A 17,962-nucleotide genomic window follows, 5' to 3' on the forward strand; every position below is an offset into this window, starting at 1 on the left:
GCTGCTTGTTTTTGACATATAAGAATCTATAAGTTTTGGGGCAGCTCATTTTGAATCGTGCGGGAGGGAGACCGGGCATCTCGCCGGACTCGCCGGATACGAGGAATGTATGTGAAATTTCACATTCGAGCGGCGCGATAACGGGCAGGTTGGACGATTCTATGTGAAAAATAGCGTATATAGAGAAAATTCCGGCTCCCGTTGCCGCATGTATGCTAAAAATCACATAAAACGCCGAGATCGCGGCTCATTCAAACCGATGAATGTGAAAAACCACATAAAATCGCAAAAGCAGGCGGATCAGAGGGCAAAAGCCGGCGGATCAGAGGATAAAAGCCGGTGGACCGGAGGTGCGAACAGCGTGGGGTGGAACGGTCAGGACGCGATGTCTCGACCGTCTTCCTTATGCGAAAAACCGCTATGACAACCCGAACGGCTGTCCCACCCTGCCATCTAGGCTCACGGAGCGGGAGAGGAGCGCCGCACCCAACGCATAGCGATCAGCTTGCCATGAATCCGGTACGCGGCAACGCCTCCCCGCTTCTCCCCCCGCTCTTCTCCCCCTCTAGCAGCATTAGGTCTCCTCTCCCGCTCGTTCAGGAGGGGAGGGAGTGGGGATCACCCGGCGGGGGGGAGGGGGGCGGCGAAGAGCCAAGATCCAAGAGGTTCCTGAGCGGTTGGGAGAAGAGGCATAAACGAGCAGAAGGGGGATAGCGCCTTGCTGCATGACGCTGGAGTCGATGGATAAGAGTACAAAAGCTCGCACTCAAAGGACCGTTAGGCGTTTTTCTTATCGCTTTGTTTGTCGCCTGTTTTGTCGCCATCGCTGCTGGTTGCCGGACTTTATGCGAAAAATCGCATTGGCACAAAAATTCATATAAAATCGCAAAAGAAATCGCAAAAGTAAAATCGTCCAAGTCGTCCGGCCGCTTATGCTCTCTTCTCCCTTGCCCATCTGCGATAGCCCCCGTACCCGATCAGGAAGACCAGCGCGTAGGCGGCGAGGAACAGCAGGAAGCTGGACGGGTCCGAGAACATGTCCTTGCCGAGATAGGCAAACAGCAGGATGGACGGGATTTTGCCCAGGGCGGACGCCAGCAGATAAGGGCCGATCCCGATTCTGGTCAGCGCGGGGTAGACGTTGACGAGCGCCTGCGGCAGGACGGGAATCAGGCGTACGGTCAGCACCGCGAGGAACGGCCGGCGCTCCATCGCCTCCGCCAGCTTGGCCGTGCCGGAGAAGCGGCCGAGGTAACGGCTCGCCGGCTCGCGGAAGAGATACCGCGCCAGCGCGAAGACGAGGAGCGAAGCGGTCGTGGCCGCCAGCCAACTGACGAGCGCCCCGGCGAGCGGGCCGAGCGCGTAGCCGAGCGTCGCGATCACGACCTTATACGGCACCGCGGGGACGAGCACAAGCGCCAGCGCGATCAGGTAGACGACCGCATAATCGGCCTCGCCGAGGAAGGCCAGCAGCTCGTTCCGATAAGCCGCGACGAATCCCGCGGCGACGAGCGCCGCCGCAATGGCGCATACGCGTCTCATGCCGTCAGTTCAGCGCCGCCAGAATGGCTCCGACCGCAATAAGCGCGATTCCGATTCCGTTGACCAGCGAGATTTTCTCCCCCAGGAAGAGGAGGGCCAGCAGGACGGCGAAGACGACGCTCAGCTTGTCGATCGGGCCCACCTGCGACACCTTGCCGTTCTTGAGCGCGATAAAGTAGAACAGCCAGGACAGCGCCCCGGCGGTTCCGCTCAGCACGATGAAGAGCAGCGCCTTGCGATTGGCGAGAATCTCGCCGAGCTGTTCGCTTCTGCCTTGAACGAAGACGACGGCCACCAAGAACACGGCCATGATAACGGATCGGATGGCGGTGGCCGCATTCGCGTCCAGGTCCTTTAATCCGATCTTGCCGAAGAGGGCGACAAGCGCCGCCATTACGGCCGAGAGCAACGCATAAACGAGCCACATGGGCCATCACCTTCCTTACGTTCCGACTCCGCAGACGAGCCGGGGCACGCTACCCGTGCGAACGGGGCGCTCCCTTTCCGTTTTTCCCGGCAGGCTTCTCTTCGCCCTTCTTCTCGTCCTTGTCCTCCTTGGAGAAGTGAATCCCCTTCGTGATGCAGAACACGAAGCCGAAGACGACGCCGATTCCCGCCAGCGTGTAAATCATCGTGAACACCTTAGGATGAGAAGAGTCGTCAGGAACAGGCTGCGGAAGCGCTTGTCCTTGAAGGAGTGGCGAAGTCCGTCAGCGTGCGTTTGACGGTGAGCAGGAACGAGATCATCGTGGGGAGCCTCCGGCTGTCGAATTGGGTTCCAGCTATTATGGTACCGAATCGGGAGGAGACAAGCAATCGGCGAGGACCGCATTCCCGCGAAAAATTACGCTTGCCGCTTGTTGTTCGCCATATCCGCGTTGACGATGCCCCCGACGAGCAGGATGATCGAACTGAGGTACAGCCAGATCAGCAGCACGATGACGCCGCCGAGGCTTCCGTACGTCCGGCTGTAGTTGCCGAAGTTGTTCACGTAGAACGAGAAGAGCAGCGAGGAGGCGATCCAGCCGACCGAGGCGAAGATGGAGCCCGGCATCACTTCCGGCCAGGTGAGGCGGCGATCCGGCAGCATGCGGTAGAGCAGCAGGAACACGCAGAAAAGAACGACGACCGGAGCGACGACCTGGAGCACCGACCACACTCTCGACCAATGATCCGGCACGCCGAGCCGGGTGAACAGCTCCTCCTGGATCGTCTGTCCGAACACGAGCAGAGCCATAACCATGATGATGATCGCGGCGAGAACGAGAGTGGCCAGCAGCGAGATGCCGCGCATCTTCCAGAGCGCCCGCTGCTCTTGTTCGCCGTAGGCTTTGTTGAGTCCCTTGATCATCGCGTTCACGGCGCCGGAGGCCGACCAGATCGAGCCGAGCAGACCGACGGAGAGCAGCGCCCCGCTCTGGTTCGCGGTCACTTCGCCGACGACGTCCCGCACCGAGCTTCCGGTAGCGTTCGGCAGAAGGCGTGTCAAGATGTCCATCAGCGTATCCGAGGATAGATGGAAGTAGCCGATCAAGCTGATCAGGAAGATGAGGAACGGGAAGAAGGCCAGAATCAAGTAATAGCTGAGCTGGGCGCCCAAGGAGAGGACGTCCGTCTCGTTGAATTGCGCGATCAAGCCGCGAAGGCGCGGCGGCAGCCGGTTCATCAGCGTTCTCATCGGATTCATGGGGCAGCGCCTCCCTTCCGTTCGAATGTATGATCGTTATTACCCCGAGCGGCACGGATTAAAAAACAGCCTCCGCGGCGTAACGGGGGATTGCGAGAGAGGAGGTTCGACGGGTGGCAGTGCGCGCAGTCGGTTCTACCATGTGTCCGGATATAGAATCATATTTATCCCGACTGCAGCCCATGCGGCCAATCCAAGCACAACGACCACCACTCTATATAGGCGATTGCGGGAGATTTTAAACATAAAATGAATGACCGCCGCAACAACGATTCCGCCTGCCAGCCAATATAGCCAGAGAGGATAACAAGGAAAAACCTCGGAGTTCCTTATGTATCAAGGCATCCGAGGTTTTTGAATATTTGTCGACGTTGCTTATCTCTTGGATAAATGGCGTCCCAGGAGGGATTCGAACCCCCGACAACTCGCTTAGAAGGCGAGTGCTCTATCCTACTGAGCTACTGGGACACAGCCAGATTATATTACCACAGGGCGCTCGCGAGCTCAAGTACATTTTTGGGAAAAATGGACCGGATACGCTCGAGCTCCCGCCTTATCCCTTGGCCCCGATTCGGCCCGGCCCGGCAATCCCGAGCTTTGGGCGCGGATGACGGGTTTTATGCGAAAATTCACATTGGCGCAGCTCCATAACGGGTCACTTGGGCGATTATATGCGAAAAACCGCATCCATGGCGGCGATTCCGGTCCGAAGCGCCGGATGTATGCTAAAAATCGCATAAAACGCCCGACTATATGCGGAATCCGTGCCGACGAATGTGAAAAAACGCATAAAATCGCGTGGATCATCGGATCGGAGGGCGGATGGGCGAGCTCATGGACGCATGGGTGCATGGCGTATGGGCGCATGGGCGTATGGGCGTAAGGGCGCAGGGCGGGCACGTGGGCGGACGGCTCATTGGCGGATAGATGGGCTGCAGGCAGCTATATAAATTTGACCATATGACGGAACGGCAGCGCGTTGATCGTCACGTCCTTGTTCTGGACGTAACCGAGGCGGAGGTAGAGGGAATGCGCTCTCTCGTTGGCGTAGTCGACGTTTAACGCGAGCTTGCGGTGGCCCAGCCGCGCAGCCCAGGCTTCGGCGGCGTCAAGCAGCTCGGTTCCGAAGCCCCGCCCCGCATAGTCCTCGAACACGGCGAACGAGTCGATGTAAAATTCGTCGGGGTCGGCTTCGACATCGAGGACGGCGTTCGCATCGCCGAGTGTTGCGCGCAGCCGGTCCTGGATCGGCTTGTCGAGGCTCGGGGCGTCGCTGCCGTGATAGCAGAGAATCATGCCCGCGACTTCGCCTTCCGATTGTTTAACCAGAATGTTGCGGTAGCTGAAGCGGTTGCCTTCCGTCTGGCAATACTGCTCCAACTGCCGCGCGGCCGCTTGCTCGGACGTCTCGCCGGTCAGTTGCAGGGCAATGTCGTGTATGGCGCGAACGATAAGCCGGACGACGGGCTCGGCGTCGCGCGGCGTTGCAGGTCGGATTGTCATCGTGTGTTCTCCTGTCGGCTCGTGATGGGGAGGTGCGGTGTTGCTAGGTTGTCCATTATTATCTCGGAAAAAAGCCGCCCCGCCCGTCGAAGCGACGGGAGAGACGACTTGGGACGATTATCCGGTCGGGACGGTTGTCCGGGCCGGGCGGTGCTCCGCTCGCTATTCCTTCGCCTGCGCGCGATGGAAGCCGCCGATGTGTGCGCCGGGTCCGGGGCCGTGGAATCCGGGGCCCGGACCGTGAAATCCGGGACCGAAGCCCGGACCGTGAAATCCGGGACCGAAGCCCGGACCGGGACCAGGGCCGGGAAAGCCGGGGCCGAATCCGGCGCCGGGGAAGAACGGTCCGAACGGGATCGGAAGCAGTGCGGGCGGGTACGGGTAAGGGTACGGATACGGCGGATAAGGATACGGGTAGGGCGGGTATGGGCCGAAGGGGCCAAGGGCCATATCGATTCCTCCACAATCAGGATGATATCAGCCTATGCCCGGTCCCGAATCCGTGACACTGCCGGTCTCAATGCAAGCCGATCTCGCGAATGACCTCTTCGATCGTCAACCGCCGTTCCTTGATCTCCCGAAGGAGAATCTGGATGAATTCATCGTCCATGGAACGCTCCGACGCGTCCCGGAATTCGTGCAGCAGCCTCTCGTTGTCGAGCGAATGTACAGTCGTCTCCATATTCCTCATGGGGATCCCTCCGCTAACGATTCTTGATAGAGACAGCCTACCAGACAATTGTTAGAAAAAGATGGATAATCCGCTAGAGAAGTGTTAACAATCTGAACAAGACGGACCTGTGCGACTGTGACGCTACTTGATTTTTGTCCATTTTCGCCCAATTTGAATCAATATTTGCAGCAATTATCTAATAATATCAAGTATATTCCAGCCCTGTCGACAAAGCGGAATCAAACTAAAAAAGCTCTGCATCGCAGAGCTTCTGTCGCATGAACTGGAGCGGGTGAAGGGAATCGAACCCTCGCCTCAAGCTTGGGAAGCTGGCGTTCTGCCATTGAACTACACCCGCAGGATGGTTCCCGTGCAGATTATAATAGCATACCCGCCGAGCCATGACAATGCATGTTCGAACAATGGGCGTTCCAAGCGATACGATGTGTTCCATGCGATGCGCGTTTGAAGATTTGGAGGATTTTCCTTTTTCGAAGAAGTTCATGGTATAATGCGGGGGAATCGGCAACCGAAGGCCGGACGGCCGACAGGAAGGGGTTCGCCTTGTGAGTGAAGCGAAGGATAACTTGGTCTTGTTCCCCAAGACGTTGGATTACTATCAGATACAATTAACGAGAATGCTCGAGACCGAGAGATACGCGGACGCCAAGGGATTGCTCCAATTCCTGCTTCAGTGCGGAGGCGAGGCGGAGCGTCATCATACGGAGTGGCAGGCGCTGCTCGGCTGGCTGGAAGCGGCGTTCCCGGAGGCGGGAGAAGGCTTCTTCTCCGGGGAAGCGCTGCTGGAGGACGAGGAGGAAGACGCGGAGGAGACGCTGAGGCAGAGGCTTGCCGAGCGAACGGGCCAGGACGCCGAATATATTCCGAGGCTGCTCGCCGGGCTGGGCGGATCGGAGGACCCGGAGCAGCAACTGATGATTCTGGGGCAGCTCTCCTATGTGGAGCATCCGGAGATCGAAGGCGCGCTTCGCAAGTGGCTGCTTGACTCGGAGCATCACGCCATCGTTCAATTCCGCGCGCTGCAGACCCTTCGCAGGCAGGGGGCGGCGGGGGCCGTTCATTTCCTTCGCGGCGGGGAGCTGCTGCAGGCGGAGGCGGAGGCGGTTCCTCTGCAATTCGCGGATTTCCCGCCGGCGGTGTCGGACGTATTGGATCGCGTGCGTCAGACTGCGGAAGTGTCCGATCCGACGCTCAGCTACTTCGCCGAGGAGATGTGGAAGGAATGCATTCAGGTCGCCTTCGGCACGCCGATTTATCGGCACATGATCGAGGAGGAGGACGGGGCGACCGATACTTGGGCTGCGGCGGTCCACCAGTTCCTCACCGAGAAGCTGCACGGGAAGCAGGGAGACGACTGGGTGCGGGAGCAGTACGGCATAACGGGAGATCTCCGGTTCCGCTACGAGCAGGCGCTGCGGTGGCTGCGGATGTATGCCGGCGAATTGGCCCCGGATGCATGATTGCACACGTGGCAGCATTCGGCCCTTGAAATGATGAGTAGGGTTGTTTATAATAGAATGGTTTATGTAAAGCTGCCGCCAGGTCGGCAAGCCGTCTTCGGAGGGGAATGCAAATTATGAAAGCAACTTGGGAAAAAATAGAAAAGAATATCGGTCTGCTCGAAGTCGAGATCGATGCGGAGCAAGTCGCGGGCGCGCTGGACAAGGCGTTCAAGAAAGTCGTGCAGAAGGTTAACGTTCCTGGATTCCGCAAAGGCAAAGTGCCGCGCGCAATCTTCGAAGCTCGCTTCGGCGTAGAAAGCCTGTATCAGGACGCGATCGACATTCTGCTGCCGGACGCGTACAGCGATGCGGTAGACCAAACCGGCATCGTGCCGGTCGACCGTCCGAGCGTCGACGTCGAGCAATTCGAGAAGGGCCAAGCGTTCAAGTTCAAGGCCAAGGTAACCGTCAAGCCGGAAGTGAAGCTGGGCGAGTACAAGGGGCTGGAAGCTCCTGCCGCCGACGCCGAAGTCAGCGAAGAAGAAGTGACGGCCGAACTGAACCGTCTGCAGCAGCGCCATGCCGAGCTCGTCGTGATCGACGAAGGTCCGGCTCAATTGGGCGACATGACGGTTATCGACTTCGAAGGCTTCGATAACGGCGTGCCGTTCGAAGGCGGCAAGGGCGAGCGCTATTCGCTCGAGCTGGGCTCCGGCTCGTTCATTCCGGGCTTCGAAGACCAAGTGGTCGGCCTGAACATCGCGGAAGAGAAGGACATCGAAGTGACGTTCCCGGAGAACTACCAAGCCGAGGAGCTCGCGGGCAAGCCTGTCGTATTCAAGGTGAAGCTGCACGAGATCAAGCGCAAGAATCTGCCGGAACTCGACGACGAGTTCGCGAAGGATGTCAGCGAATTCGATACGTTGGATGAATACAAAGCCGATCTGTCGAGCAAGCTTAAGGAGCGCAAGGTGAAGGATGCCGAAGTCGCTCGCGAATCCGCCATCATCGAGAAAGCGTCCGAAGGCGCGGAAGTCGACGTGCCGGAAGTGATGATCGATAACGAAGTCGACAACATGCTCAAGGACTTCGAGAGCCGCATCCGCCAGCAAGGCATGACGCTCGAGCTGTACTTCCAGTTCAGCGGCCAGGACGAAGCTGCGCTGAAGGGTCAGATGAAGACCGACGCCGAGAAGCGCGTCCGGAACAATCTTGTCCTTGAGGAAGTAGCGAAGGTTGAGAACCTCGAAGTAACGGACGAAGAGCTGGACGAGGAGCTGGCGAACCTCGCGAAGATGTACGGCCGCACGGCGGACGAGCTTCGCAACATCTTCACCTCGAACGGTTACATCAGCACCTTGACAGCCGATCTGAAGGTACGCAAAGCGGTTAAGTTCCTCGTTGAGAACAGCAAGAACGCGTAATCGATATCGGTACCTACATCGAACAAGGCACGTGGCATTCCCGCGTGCCTTGTTTTTCACCCTACATAAGCCTGAATCCGAATACGGACTTTCCGCTCGCATGACATTGCGCATTGAACGTGTTAGAATATTACCGATACTCGAAGTCCAACGCATTCAAGGCCACCACTGCATTTAAGTCCACCAAATGTATTTAAGTCCATTAGAGAAAAGAGGTTGGAATCCATGAACTTGGTACCGATCGTCGTCGAACAGACGAACCGCGGAGAACGATCGTACGATATTTATTCCCGTCTGCTCAAGGACAGAATAATTTTTCTCGGAAGTGCAATAGATGACGATGTAGCCAATTCCATCATTGCCCAACTGCTTTTCCTGGCGGCAGATGATCCAGAGAAGGATATTAGCCTGTATATCAATTCTCCCGGCGGTTCCGTTACGGCCGGAATGGGAATATATGATACGATGCAATTCATCAAGCCGGATGTAAGCACGATCTGCGTCGGGATGGCCGCGAGCATGGGGTCCTTGCTTCTGACAGCGGGAGCCAAGGGCAAGCGCTTCGCGCTTCCGAACAGCGAGATCATGATTCACCAGCCGCTTGGCGGTGTCAGAGGGCAGGCAGCCGACATCAAGATTCATGCCGACTGGATTATCAAGACCAAGGAGAAGTTGAACCGCATCTATGTTGAACGTACCGGTCAGAGCTACGAGACCATCGAGAAGGATACCGATCGCGACAACTTCATGAGCGCCGAGGATGCCCGCGCTTACGGACTTGTGGATAAGGTCATCGCCTCTCCCATCAACGGTTAAGGAGTGATCCCATGGGATTCAAATTCAACGACGAGAAGGGCCAACTGAAGTGCTCCTTCTGCGGCAAGTCGCAAGACCAGGTTCGCAAGCTGGTCGCCGGTCCCGGCGTCTATATATGCGATGAGTGCATCGAGCTGTGCACCGAGATCGTGGAAGAGGAGCTCGGGCACGAGGAAGAGCTCGATCTGAAGGATATCCCGAAGCCGAAGGATATCCGCAACATCCTGGACCAATACGTCATCGGCCAGGAGCAAGCGAAGAAGTCCCTCTCCGTAGCGGTCTACAACCACTACAAGCGGATCAATTCGCAGAGCAAGATCGAGGACGTCGAGCTTCAGAAGAGCAACATCATGCTCGTCGGCCCGACGGGCTCCGGCAAGACGCTGCTCGCCCAGACGATGGCGAAGATTCTGAATGTTCCGTTCGCGATCGCGGACGCCACTTCCTTGACGGAAGCGGGCTATGTCGGCGAGGACGTCGAGAACATTCTGCTGAAGCTGATCCAAGCGGCCGACTACGATGTGGAGAAGGCCGAGCGCGGCATTATCTATATCGACGAGATCGACAAGGTTGCCCGCAAGTCGGAGAACCCTTCGATTACGCGCGACGTCTCCGGCGAAGGCGTGCAGCAGGCGCTGCTGAAGATTCTCGAAGGCACGGTCGCTTCCGTTCCTCCGCAAGGCGGACGCAAGCATCCGCACCAGGAGTTTATCCAGATCGACACGACGAACATCCTGTTCCTGTGCGGCGGCGCATTCGACGGCCTGGAGCAGATCATCAAGCGCCGCATCGGCAAGAAGGTCATCGGCTTCAGCACCGGAGCCGAAGGCCAGAAGGATCTGAAGCCGGGCGAATACCTGTCCCTGGTGCAGCCGGAAGACCTGCTGAAGTTCGGCCTGATTCCGGAATTCGTCGGCCGTCTGCCGGTCATCTCCTCGCTGGAGCCGCTGGATGAGCCCGCTCTCGTACGGATTCTGTCCGAACCGAAGAACGCTCTCGTCAAGCAGTATCAGAAGCTGCTCGAGATGGACAACGTCAAGCTCGAGTTCGAGCAAGGCGCGCTCGAGGAGATTGCCCGCGAGGCGATCAAGCGCAACACGGGAGCACGCGGTCTTCGCGCCATTATCGAAGGCTTCCTGCTCGAGGTAATGTACGAGATCCCGTCCCGCGAGGACGTGACGAACTGCGTCATTACCGAGAAGGTCGTCCGCGAGAAGATCGCTCCGGAGCTGACGACGAAGAAAGGCAAGAAAAAAGAAGAAAGCGCGTAAGAACAAGCGGAAGCTTCCGGCTCCTGGCGAGCGGAACGACGTTGCCGGCTTACCTGCGTTGAAGTCTGCCGGTTCCACCCCGAGTTCGCGTTCGCGCGAGCGGAGGGTGGGATTTGGCGTATACGGGGAGATTGGGAGACATGTATAGACGTACCGATACCGTGCCCGTCCGGGTGGGGAACCTGACGATCGGCGGGAACAACCAAGTGCTGCTGCAGAGCATGTGCACAACCAAGACGGCCGACGTTGCGGCGACCGTAGCCGAGATCAAGCGGCTGGAAGAAGCCGGCTGCCAGCTCGTTCGCGTCACGGTAAACAACAAGGAAGCGGCGGAAGCGATCAAGGAGATCAAGAAGAGGATTTCGATCCCTCTCGTCGCCGACATCCACTTCGACTATCGCTTGGCTCTCCTGGCTATCGAGAACGGCATCGACAAGGTACGGATCAATCCGGGCAATATCGGCCGCCGCGAGAAGGTGGAGGCCGTCGTCAAGGCGTGCAAGGAGAAGGGCATTCCGATCCGGATCGGCGTCAACGCCGGCTCGCTGGAGAACCATCTGCTCGAGAAGTACGGCTATCCGACTGCCGATGCGATCGTGGAGAGCGCCTTGTTCCATATCGGAATTCTTGAGGAGCTCGACTTCCACGACATCATCGTCTCTCTGAAGGCTTCCGACGTTCCGATGGCGATCGAAGCTTATACGAAGGCGGCCCAGATCATCAAGTATCCGCTGCACCTCGGCATTACCGAAGCGGGCACGCTGTTCTCCGGAACGGTGAAGAGCGCGGCCGGACTCGGCGTGCTTCTGAACGCCGGCATCGGCAATACGATGCGCATCTCGCTTAGCGCGGACCCGGTCGAGGAGATCAAGGTCGCCCGCGAGCTGCTGAAGACGTTCGGCTTGATCACGGACGCGCCGACGCTTGTCTCCTGTCCGACGTGCGGACGGCTCGACATCGATCTGTTCTCCGTCGCCAACGAAGTGGAGGAGTATCTCTCCAAGCTGAAGGTGCCGATCAAGGTGTCGGTGCTCGGTTGCGCCGTCAACGGCCCCGGAGAAGCGAGGGAAGCGGACATCGGCATCGCCGGCGCCCGCGGCGAAGGCCTGCTGTTCCGCTACGGGGAGATGGTTCGCAAAATCCCCGAAGCCGATCTTGTGTCCGAGCTGAAGAAGGAGATCGACCACATTGCGGCCGTATACGCCGAGACGGGAGAGATTCCCGGACGCAAGCAGCACCAGCCGCACTGAGAAAATTCCGGGAGGCGATTCGCGAACTCGCGTGTTGCCGCCAATTCACGAGCTTTAAGGGCTTCCATGACTATATCCGCCGGGATTCGGGCAATACTACCATGTAGTAGCCCGGATGCCGGTTTTTTTATGCACGGAAAGGATGGGATCGAATTGACCTTAGGTACGCTGCTTATGTTGGTGCAAGTGTTCTTCGCCGTCGTTATCGGCGTCTACTTCTGGAATCTGCTTCGCAATCAGAAAAGCAATCGGACGGCCGTCGACCGGGAATCGCGCAAGGAGATGGACAAGCTGCGCAAGCTTCGTTCGATCTCGTTGACGAAGCCGCTGTCTGAGAAGACGCGCCCTGCCTCGATGAGCGATATCGTCGGGCAGAAGGAAGGGCTGAGAGCGCTTAAGGCGGCTCTGTGCAGCGGCAATCCGCAGCACGTCATCGTTTACGGCCCGCCCGGCGTGGGCAAGACCGCTGCGGCCCGGGTTGTGCTCGAGGAAGCGAAGAAGAATTCGGCGTCCCCCTTCCGGCTCGATGCGAAGTTCACCGAGATCGACGCGACGACCGCCCGCTTCGACGAGCGCGGCATCGCCGACCCGCTGATCGGCTCGGTGCACGATCCGATCTATCAGGGCGCGGGAGCGATGGGAGTGGCCGGTATTCCGCAGCCGAAGCCCGGAGCGGTCACGAAGGCGCACGGAGGCATTCTGTTTATCGACGAGATCGGCGAGCTGCATCCCATCCAGATGAACAAGCTGCTGAAGGTGCTCGAGGATCGCAAGGTGTATCTCGAGAGCGCTTATTACCATGCGGAGGACCCGAACATTCCGCTCTATATCCATGACATCTTCCAGAACGGCCTGCCGGCGGACTTCCGTCTCGTCGGCGCGACGACCAGGTCCCCGAACGAGCTGCCTCCGGCACTGAGAAGCCGCTGCATGGAGATTTACTTCCGTCCGCTGCTTCCGTCCGAAATCGGTCAGATCGCAGAGAACGCGATCGCGAAGATCGGCTTCCCGCCGCAGCCGGATGCGGTAGGAGTCGTGAAGCAATACGCGACGAACGGCCGCGAGGCGGTCAACATCATCCAGCTCGCGGCAGGGCTTGCGCTGTCGGAGAACCGTCAGGGCATCTCGGCATCCGACGTGGAGTGGGTCGTCAACAGCAGCCAGCTTCCGCCGCGCCCGGATCGGAAGATTCCGTCGGAGCCGCAAGTCGGGCTCGTGAACGGGCTGGCCGTGTACGGACCGAGCATGGGCGCTCTGCTCGAGATCGAAGTGACCGCGATGCCCGCCGCGCCGGGCAAAGGGCAATTCACGATCACCGGCGTCGTCGACGAGGAGGAGCTGGGCGGGGGCGGGCGGACGCTGCGCCGCAAGAGCATGGCCAAGGGCTCCGTCGACAACGTGCTGACGATCGCGCGCAAGTTCGGGCTCAGGCCGGAGAACTATGACCTGCACATCAACTTCCCGGGAGGAACGCCGGTCGACGGGCCTTCGGCCGGCATCGCGATGACGGTGGCGATCGCCTCGGCGATCACGGGACGGCCGGTGGACAATAAGCTGGCGATGACGGGGGAGATCAGCATCCACGGCCGCGTGAAGCCGGTCGGCGGCGTCATCGCCAAGGTGGAGGCGGCGTTCCAGGCGGGCGCCGAGACGGTGCTCGTCCCGAAGGAGAACTGGCAGGCCATCTTCGAGGGGCTCGAAGGGGTGAAGGTCATCCCGGTCGAGACGATCGAGGAAGTGTACGCCCGCGTGTTCGGAGAGACCTTCATGCAGAGCTCGAAGAAGGAAGAGGCCGAGCGGGCGGCGGTCGAGCCGTTCGCCGCGGTCCCGATCTCCGTTCTTCACGCGGGAGGTCTCGCGCCGCAGGCCGAGCTTGCCGCGCCGCCGATTTATCCGCCGGGCGGGCACGCGAATCCGTCTGCGGGCGCTCCGGGCGCGACGGCGCCGGGCTGATCCGACCCTCGCGACAACCTCATAACGGCTTGCGCTTCCAGGACCAAGCGGCCGATTCGTGCCGTTTGGTCCTTCTCTTGCCATAGGCGAGTGAGGCGGGCTTTTTTGCGACTGCCGATAACATTTGATACAATGACTGAAGAAGCCGATCTCAAGCTTATTTATTACATCTTTGGAGGTGTCGGATCATGGGTTCGCCTAAATCCAAAAGCCGTACCCTGCCCCTGCTGCCCCTGAGAGGGCTCCTTGTCTACCCCAGCATGGTGCTGCATCTTGACGTCGGACGGGAGAAGTCGATCAAGGCGTTGGAGCAATGCATGATCGACGACCACATGATCCTTCTCTGCTCGCAGTCCGAAGTGAACATCGAGGAGCCGACGCAAGAGGATATCTACAAGGTAGGCACGATCGCCAAAGTCAGACAGATGCTTAAACTGCCGAATGGAACGATCCGCGTGCTGGTTGAAGGGGTCACCCGCGCCGAGATCGAGCAATATTTGCCTAACGAGCAATTTTACGAGGTTGTCGTGAAGGAGCTGGGCGAGCAGAACGGTTCGGACCCCGAGCTGGACGCGCTGATGCGCGCCGTGCTCAGCCAGTTCGAGAACTACATCAATCTCTCGAAGAAGGTCACGCCCGAGACGCTGGCCGCCGTCTCCGATATCGAGCAGCCGGGCCGTCTCGCCGATGTGATCACAAGCCATCTCTCGCTGAAGATCAAAGACAAGCAAGAGATTCTCGAGACGGTCGACGTCCGCAAGCGCCTGGAGAAGCTGCTCGACTTCCTGAACAACGAGCGCGAGGTGCTCGAGCTGGAACGCAAGATCAGCCAGCGCGTCAAGAAGCAGATGGAGAAGACGCAGAAGGAATACTACTTGCGCGAGCAGATGAAGGCGATCCAGAAGGAGCTCGGCGAGAAGGAAGGGCGCGCCGGCGAGGTCGAGGAGCTGCGGAATCAGCTCGCAGAGGCGAAGCTCCCCGAGAAGATCGCCGCCAAGGTCATGAAGGAGATCGATCGCCTCGAGAAGATGCCCGCCTCCTCTGCGGAAGGCGGAGTCATCCGCACCTATGTGGAATGGCTGCTCGCCCTGCCGTGGACGAAGGAGACGGAGGATCACCTCGATATCGCAGACGCGGAGAAGCTGCTCGCCGAAGAGCATTACGGTCTCGACAAGCCGAAGGAGCGGGTGCTCGAATACCTCGCCGTCCAGCAGCTTGTCAAGAAGCTCAAGGGGCCGATCCTGTGCCTCGTCGGTCCTCCGGGCGTCGGCAAGACGTCGCTCGGCCGCTCGATCGCGAAGTCGCTCGGCCGGGAGTTCGTGCGAATCTCGCTCGGCGGAGTAAGGGACGAAGCGGAGATTCGCGGACATCGCCGCACGTACGTCGGGGCGATGCCGGGACGAATCATTCAGGGCATGCGCACGGCGGGCACGCAGAATCCGGTGTTCCTGCTCGACGAGATCGACAAGATGGCGATGGACTTCCGCGGCGATCCCGCCTCGGCCATGCTGGAGGTGCTCGATCCGGAACAGAACTCTACGTTCAGCGACCATTACGTCGAGATGCCGTTCGATCTCTCGAAGGTCATGTTTATTACGACGGCGAACGCCGTTCATCAGATTCCGCGTCCGCTGCTCGACCGGATGGAGCTTCTCTACATCCCGGGCTACACCGAGCTTGAGAAGCTGGAGATCGCAAGCAGGCACTTGCTTCCCAAGCAGATCAAGGACCACGGCTTGTTGCCGGAGCAGATGACCATGGACACGGACGTCCTCATGATGCTTATTCGCGACTACACCCGCGAAGCGGGCGTGCGCAATCTCGAGCAGCAGCTCGCCGCGATCTGCCGCAAGTCGGCGAAGGAGATCGTCGCGAATCCGGAGGCGGCGCCGATCGTCATCGACGAGGCGAAGCTGAGGGAATACCTCGGGCCGTCCAAGTACCGCTACGGCATGGCCGAGCTGGAGGACCAGATCGGAGCCGTTACCGGGCTGGCCTGGACCGAAGTCGGCGGCGACACGCTCGTTATCGAGGTGACGGTCATGCCGGGGGCGGGCAAGCTGACGCTTACGGGCAAGCTCGGCGACGTCATGAAGGAGTCCGCGCAGGCGGCGTTCAGCTATATCCGCAGCCGGTCGAAGGAATGGGGAATCGATCCCCAGTTCCATGAGAAGAACGATATTCATATTCATATTCCCGAGGGAGCGATTCCGAAGGACGGACCTTCCGCCGGCATCACGATGGCGACTGCGCTCGTCTCGGCGCTTACCGGCCTCAGGGTGAACCGCGAGGTCGCGATGACCGGAGAGATCACGCTGCGCGGCCGGGTGCTGCCGATCGGCGGGCTCAAGGAGAAGTCGCTTGCGGCCCATCGCGCCGGCATCAAGAAGGTTCTTATTCCGAAGGACAACGAACGGGACCTGCGCGACATTCCGGACAGCATCATGCAGGAGATGACGTTCGTTCCGGTTGCCCACCTGGACGAGGTTCTGCTGCACGCTCTGTCCGATCCGCTGCCGAGCCTCGGGGAAGGCGACGAATCGGAGGCGCTGTCGGCGGAGAACGTTGCCCTCGGGGGCGCGCCCGAAGACGCCGGAGACATTCCGCCTCTCGGCGCACATTGACAGGAGAATGGCGACCTTATGAAAATTAAATCCAGCGAATTCGTTATCAGCGCGGTAAGTCCGAAGCAATATCCGGACGATGGCCTGCCGGAGATTGCTCTGGCAGGTCGCTCGAACGTGGGCAAGTCGTCGCTGATCAACAAGCTGCTGCTTCGCAAGAACCTGGCGCGGACGAGCTCCCAGCCCGGCAAGACGCAGCAGCTCAATTACTATCGCATCAACGAAGAACTGTTCTTCGTCGATGTTCCCGGCTACGGCTACGCGAAGGTATCGAAGACGGAACGCGAGGCATGGGGACGCATGATCGAGAATTACCTCCGCGAGCGGGAGCCCTTGAAGCTTGTTCTTCAGCTCGTCGATCTGAGGCATCCTCCGACTGCGCTCGACGTCTCGATGTACGAGTGGCTCTCGCATTACGGCATTCCGATCTGTATCGTCGGAACGAAGGCGGACAAGCTCACGAAGAGTCAGATGCCGAAGCACGGCAAGATCGTGAGGGAGACGCTCGGCATGCCCAAGGGGCAGCCGCTTGTGCTCTTCTCCTCGGAGACGGGTCAAGGAAGGGACGAATTATGGAGCATTATCGAGCAAGCGGCCGGTTTGCCCGGCGAGACTCCCGCGGAATCCGCAGAATGACCCGCAGGAAATCGAGGATAACGGGCAATAGCTCGCGGTAAATCCCGGACAGTTCGAATTTTAAGCGTTTATCCTTGAAATTCGCGGCTCGCAAGCAAGAAACGTTCCCGCAATTATCGTATAATGAATAAAGAATCGTGCGATACAACCTTGCAGGAAAATGGAATTGAGGAGATCTCTTATGGCTGAGCGAGTAGCCACGGAGTATGTGAACGCAACCTTGAAGCTGACGGAAGCCGACATGCAAGCCCTCTTCGCTCTGAGCGATTCGCTGGAGCTGCGCCATCAAGTGTTCGTGCTGGATACGGGGAGCCACGAATGGGTTCTCGAGGACGATTCCGCAGGCGAATCGCTCCGCTTGAGCTTCGAGCGCGAGAACGGAATATATGTATGCGCCTTGAGCTGCCGGGTCGTTAAGCCGAGGTTGACGAACTTCCTGCGCAAGCTCGTATCGACCTTCCGGGGAGATGCGGTCGTCAATCGAATCTATACCGGTTTTACGATGGTGTACCATTATCGAAGCGGCAAGGTAGTCCGGATTGCGGAATGCAAGGGCGGCGAGATTCGCACCGTGTTCGAGCAGCGCAATTCGATTGGCTTGATGGAAGAGCAGTTTAAGCTGTGCGACGTGGAACGGGAGATCGGGATCGCCTGGCAGTCGGTCAACGAGCTGCTGGACCTGCGGAACCGTGCGGTTGCGGAGGCGGAGATCGCCGAGATCGATGCCCGATTGAAGCGTCACAGCCAATTGCTGTTCGCTCTGGAAGCTTAATCAACAACAAGAAGCCTGTCCGGATTTCCCAGGAAGGCTTCTTTATATTGCCGGATTTTATGTAAAAAACCACATTGGCGCGCGCCGACGACGGGTACTTTGGACGATTTTATGCGAAAAACCACATTTATGGAGGGGATTCCGGCCCGAGCTTCCGTATATATGCGAAAAATCACATAAAACGCCGTGATTTCCACCATTCCGGGCCAACGAATGTGAAAAATCATATAAAATGTCTCGCCCCAACCCCCAAGCTCCAAGCTCCAAGCCCCAAGCGCAGTCCGAACCGCCCGCCAATCGGGCCCAAAGGCTAATCCTCAACCCCCGAGAGAGAGGCTGAAGATTAGC

General features: G+C 58.9%; 15 protein-coding genes and 2 tRNA genes. 9 read left to right on the top strand and 8 right to left on the bottom strand.

Annotated elements, in window-relative coordinates; translation table 11 throughout:
* Positions 1-930 precede the first annotated feature (930 nt).
* The 8 genes from E6C55_RS03515 to E6C55_RS03550 all read right to left on the bottom strand — a co-directional run bounded on the left by E6C55_RS03515 (position 931) and on the right by E6C55_RS03550 (position 5,763).
* Positions 931-1,542 carry a TVP38/TMEM64 family protein gene (locus E6C55_RS03515; protein WP_136368395.1) on the bottom strand — a complete coding sequence of 204 codons (612 nt, stop codon included), beginning with the start codon at positions 1,540-1,542 and terminating at the stop codon, positions 931-933.
* A 4-nt stretch (positions 1,543-1,546) separates the two neighbouring features.
* Positions 1,547-1,969 carry an EamA family transporter gene (locus tag E6C55_RS03520; RefSeq protein ID WP_136368396.1) on the bottom strand — a complete coding sequence of 141 codons (423 nt, stop codon included), beginning with the start codon at positions 1,967-1,969 and terminating at the stop codon, positions 1,547-1,549.
* 49 nt (positions 1,970-2,018) lie between these two features.
* Positions 2,019-2,174: a hypothetical protein gene (locus E6C55_RS33600; protein ID WP_168735441.1), complete on the bottom strand. Its 156-nt coding sequence runs from the start codon at positions 2,172-2,174 to the stop codon at positions 2,019-2,021.
* Positions 2,175-2,386: 212 nt separating this feature from the next.
* Positions 2,387-3,229, bottom strand: coding sequence for a YihY/virulence factor BrkB family protein (locus E6C55_RS03525; RefSeq protein WP_136368397.1), 843 nt, complete (start codon positions 3,227-3,229; stop codon positions 2,387-2,389).
* Positions 3,230-3,620: 391 nt separating this feature from the next.
* Positions 3,621-3,697: transfer RNA gene (locus E6C55_RS03530), tRNA-Arg, on the bottom strand.
* A 474-nt stretch (positions 3,698-4,171) separates the two neighbouring features.
* Positions 4,172-4,732, bottom strand: a complete 561-nt coding sequence (locus tag E6C55_RS03535) for a GNAT family N-acetyltransferase (protein WP_136368398.1) — start codon at positions 4,730-4,732, stop codon at positions 4,172-4,174.
* 517 nt (positions 4,733-5,249) lie between these two features.
* A complete protein-coding gene (gene sda / locus E6C55_RS03545; protein WP_136368399.1) occupies positions 5,250-5,423 on the bottom strand; it encodes a sporulation histidine kinase inhibitor Sda in 174 nt (57 codons plus the stop codon).
* A gap of 266 nt (positions 5,424-5,689) precedes the next feature.
* Positions 5,690-5,763, bottom strand: a tRNA-Gly gene (locus E6C55_RS03550).
* 208 nt (positions 5,764-5,971) lie between these two features.
* On the opposite strand from E6C55_RS03550, the gene E6C55_RS03555 reads away from it, so the two are divergent.
* The 9 genes from E6C55_RS03555 (at position 5,972) to E6C55_RS03595 (ending at position 17,614) form a co-directional block, all read left to right on the top strand.
* A complete protein-coding gene (locus tag E6C55_RS03555; protein WP_230986514.1) occupies positions 5,972-6,886 on the top strand; it encodes a HEAT repeat domain-containing protein in 915 nt (304 codons plus the stop codon).
* 116 nt (positions 6,887-7,002) lie between these two features.
* Entirely contained in the window at positions 7,003-8,292 is a 1,290-nt protein-coding gene (gene tig / locus E6C55_RS03560) for a trigger factor (protein ID WP_136368400.1), read from the top strand.
* Between the two features lie 225 nt (positions 8,293-8,517).
* On the top strand, positions 8,518-9,108 hold the full coding sequence (gene clpP, locus E6C55_RS03565) for an ATP-dependent Clp endopeptidase proteolytic subunit ClpP (protein ID WP_136368401.1): 591 nt from the start codon (positions 8,518-8,520) through the stop codon (positions 9,106-9,108).
* Between the two features lie 11 nt (positions 9,109-9,119).
* Positions 9,120-10,379: an ATP-dependent protease ATP-binding subunit ClpX gene (clpX, locus tag E6C55_RS03570; RefSeq protein WP_136368402.1), complete on the top strand. Its 1,260-nt coding sequence runs from the start codon at positions 9,120-9,122 to the stop codon at positions 10,377-10,379.
* Positions 10,380-10,519: 140 nt separating this feature from the next.
* Complete coding sequence (ispG, locus tag E6C55_RS03575) at positions 10,520-11,629, top strand: flavodoxin-dependent (E)-4-hydroxy-3-methylbut-2-enyl-diphosphate synthase (RefSeq protein ID WP_136368403.1); 1,110 nt, start codon at positions 10,520-10,522, stop codon at positions 11,627-11,629.
* Between the two features lie 153 nt (positions 11,630-11,782).
* On the top strand, positions 11,783-13,582 hold the full coding sequence (lonB, locus tag E6C55_RS03580; protein ID WP_230986515.1) for an ATP-dependent protease LonB: 1,800 nt from the start codon (positions 11,783-11,785) through the stop codon (positions 13,580-13,582).
* Positions 13,583-13,770: 188 nt separating this feature from the next.
* Entirely contained in the window at positions 13,771-16,206 is a 2,436-nt protein-coding gene (gene lon, locus E6C55_RS03585) for an endopeptidase La (RefSeq protein WP_136368404.1), read from the top strand.
* Positions 16,207-16,224: 18 nt separating this feature from the next.
* Entirely contained in the window at positions 16,225-16,842 is a 618-nt protein-coding gene (gene yihA, locus E6C55_RS03590; protein ID WP_136368405.1) for a ribosome biogenesis GTP-binding protein YihA/YsxC, read from the top strand.
* Between the two features lie 181 nt (positions 16,843-17,023).
* A complete protein-coding gene (locus tag E6C55_RS03595) occupies positions 17,024-17,614 on the top strand; it encodes a non-ribosomal peptide synthetase module (RefSeq protein ID WP_136368406.1) in 591 nt (196 codons plus the stop codon).
* Positions 17,615-17,962: the final 348 nt, after the last annotated feature.

Source organism: Cohnella fermenti (genome assembly GCF_004801405.1).
Lineage (GTDB): Bacteria > Bacillota > Bacilli > Paenibacillales > Paenibacillaceae > Cohnella > Cohnella fermenti.

Coding starts and splice junctions, on each gene's coding strand:
- E6C55_RS03515 (WP_136368395.1), bottom strand. CDS start 1,542: ATGAGACGCGTATGCGCCATTGCGGCGGCGCTCGTCGCCGCGGGATTC.
- E6C55_RS03520 (WP_136368396.1), bottom strand. CDS start 1,969: ATGTGGCTCGTTTATGCGTTGCTCTCGGCCGTAATGGCGGCGCTTGTC.
- E6C55_RS33600 (WP_168735441.1), bottom strand. CDS start 2,174: ATGATTTACACGCTGGCGGGAATCGGCGTCGTCTTCGGCTTCGTGTTC.
- E6C55_RS03525 (WP_136368397.1), bottom strand. CDS start 3,229: ATGAATCCGATGAGAACGCTGATGAACCGGCTGCCGCCGCGCCTTCGC.
- E6C55_RS03535 (WP_136368398.1), bottom strand. CDS start 4,732: ATGACAATCCGACCTGCAACGCCGCGCGACGCCGAGCCCGTCGTCCGG.
- sda (WP_136368399.1), bottom strand. CDS start 5,423: ATGAGGAATATGGAGACGACTGTACATTCGCTCGACAACGAGAGGCTG.
- tig (WP_136368400.1), top strand. CDS start 7,003: ATGAAAGCAACTTGGGAAAAAATAGAAAAGAATATCGGTCTGCTCGAA.
- clpP (WP_136368401.1), top strand. CDS start 8,518: ATGAACTTGGTACCGATCGTCGTCGAACAGACGAACCGCGGAGAACGA.
- clpX (WP_136368402.1), top strand. CDS start 9,120: ATGGGATTCAAATTCAACGACGAGAAGGGCCAACTGAAGTGCTCCTTC.
- ispG (WP_136368403.1), top strand. CDS start 10,520: ATGTATAGACGTACCGATACCGTGCCCGTCCGGGTGGGGAACCTGACG.
- lon (WP_136368404.1), top strand. CDS start 13,771: ATGGGTTCGCCTAAATCCAAAAGCCGTACCCTGCCCCTGCTGCCCCTG.
- yihA (WP_136368405.1), top strand. CDS start 16,225: ATGAAAATTAAATCCAGCGAATTCGTTATCAGCGCGGTAAGTCCGAAG.
- E6C55_RS03595 (WP_136368406.1), top strand. CDS start 17,024: ATGGCTGAGCGAGTAGCCACGGAGTATGTGAACGCAACCTTGAAGCTG.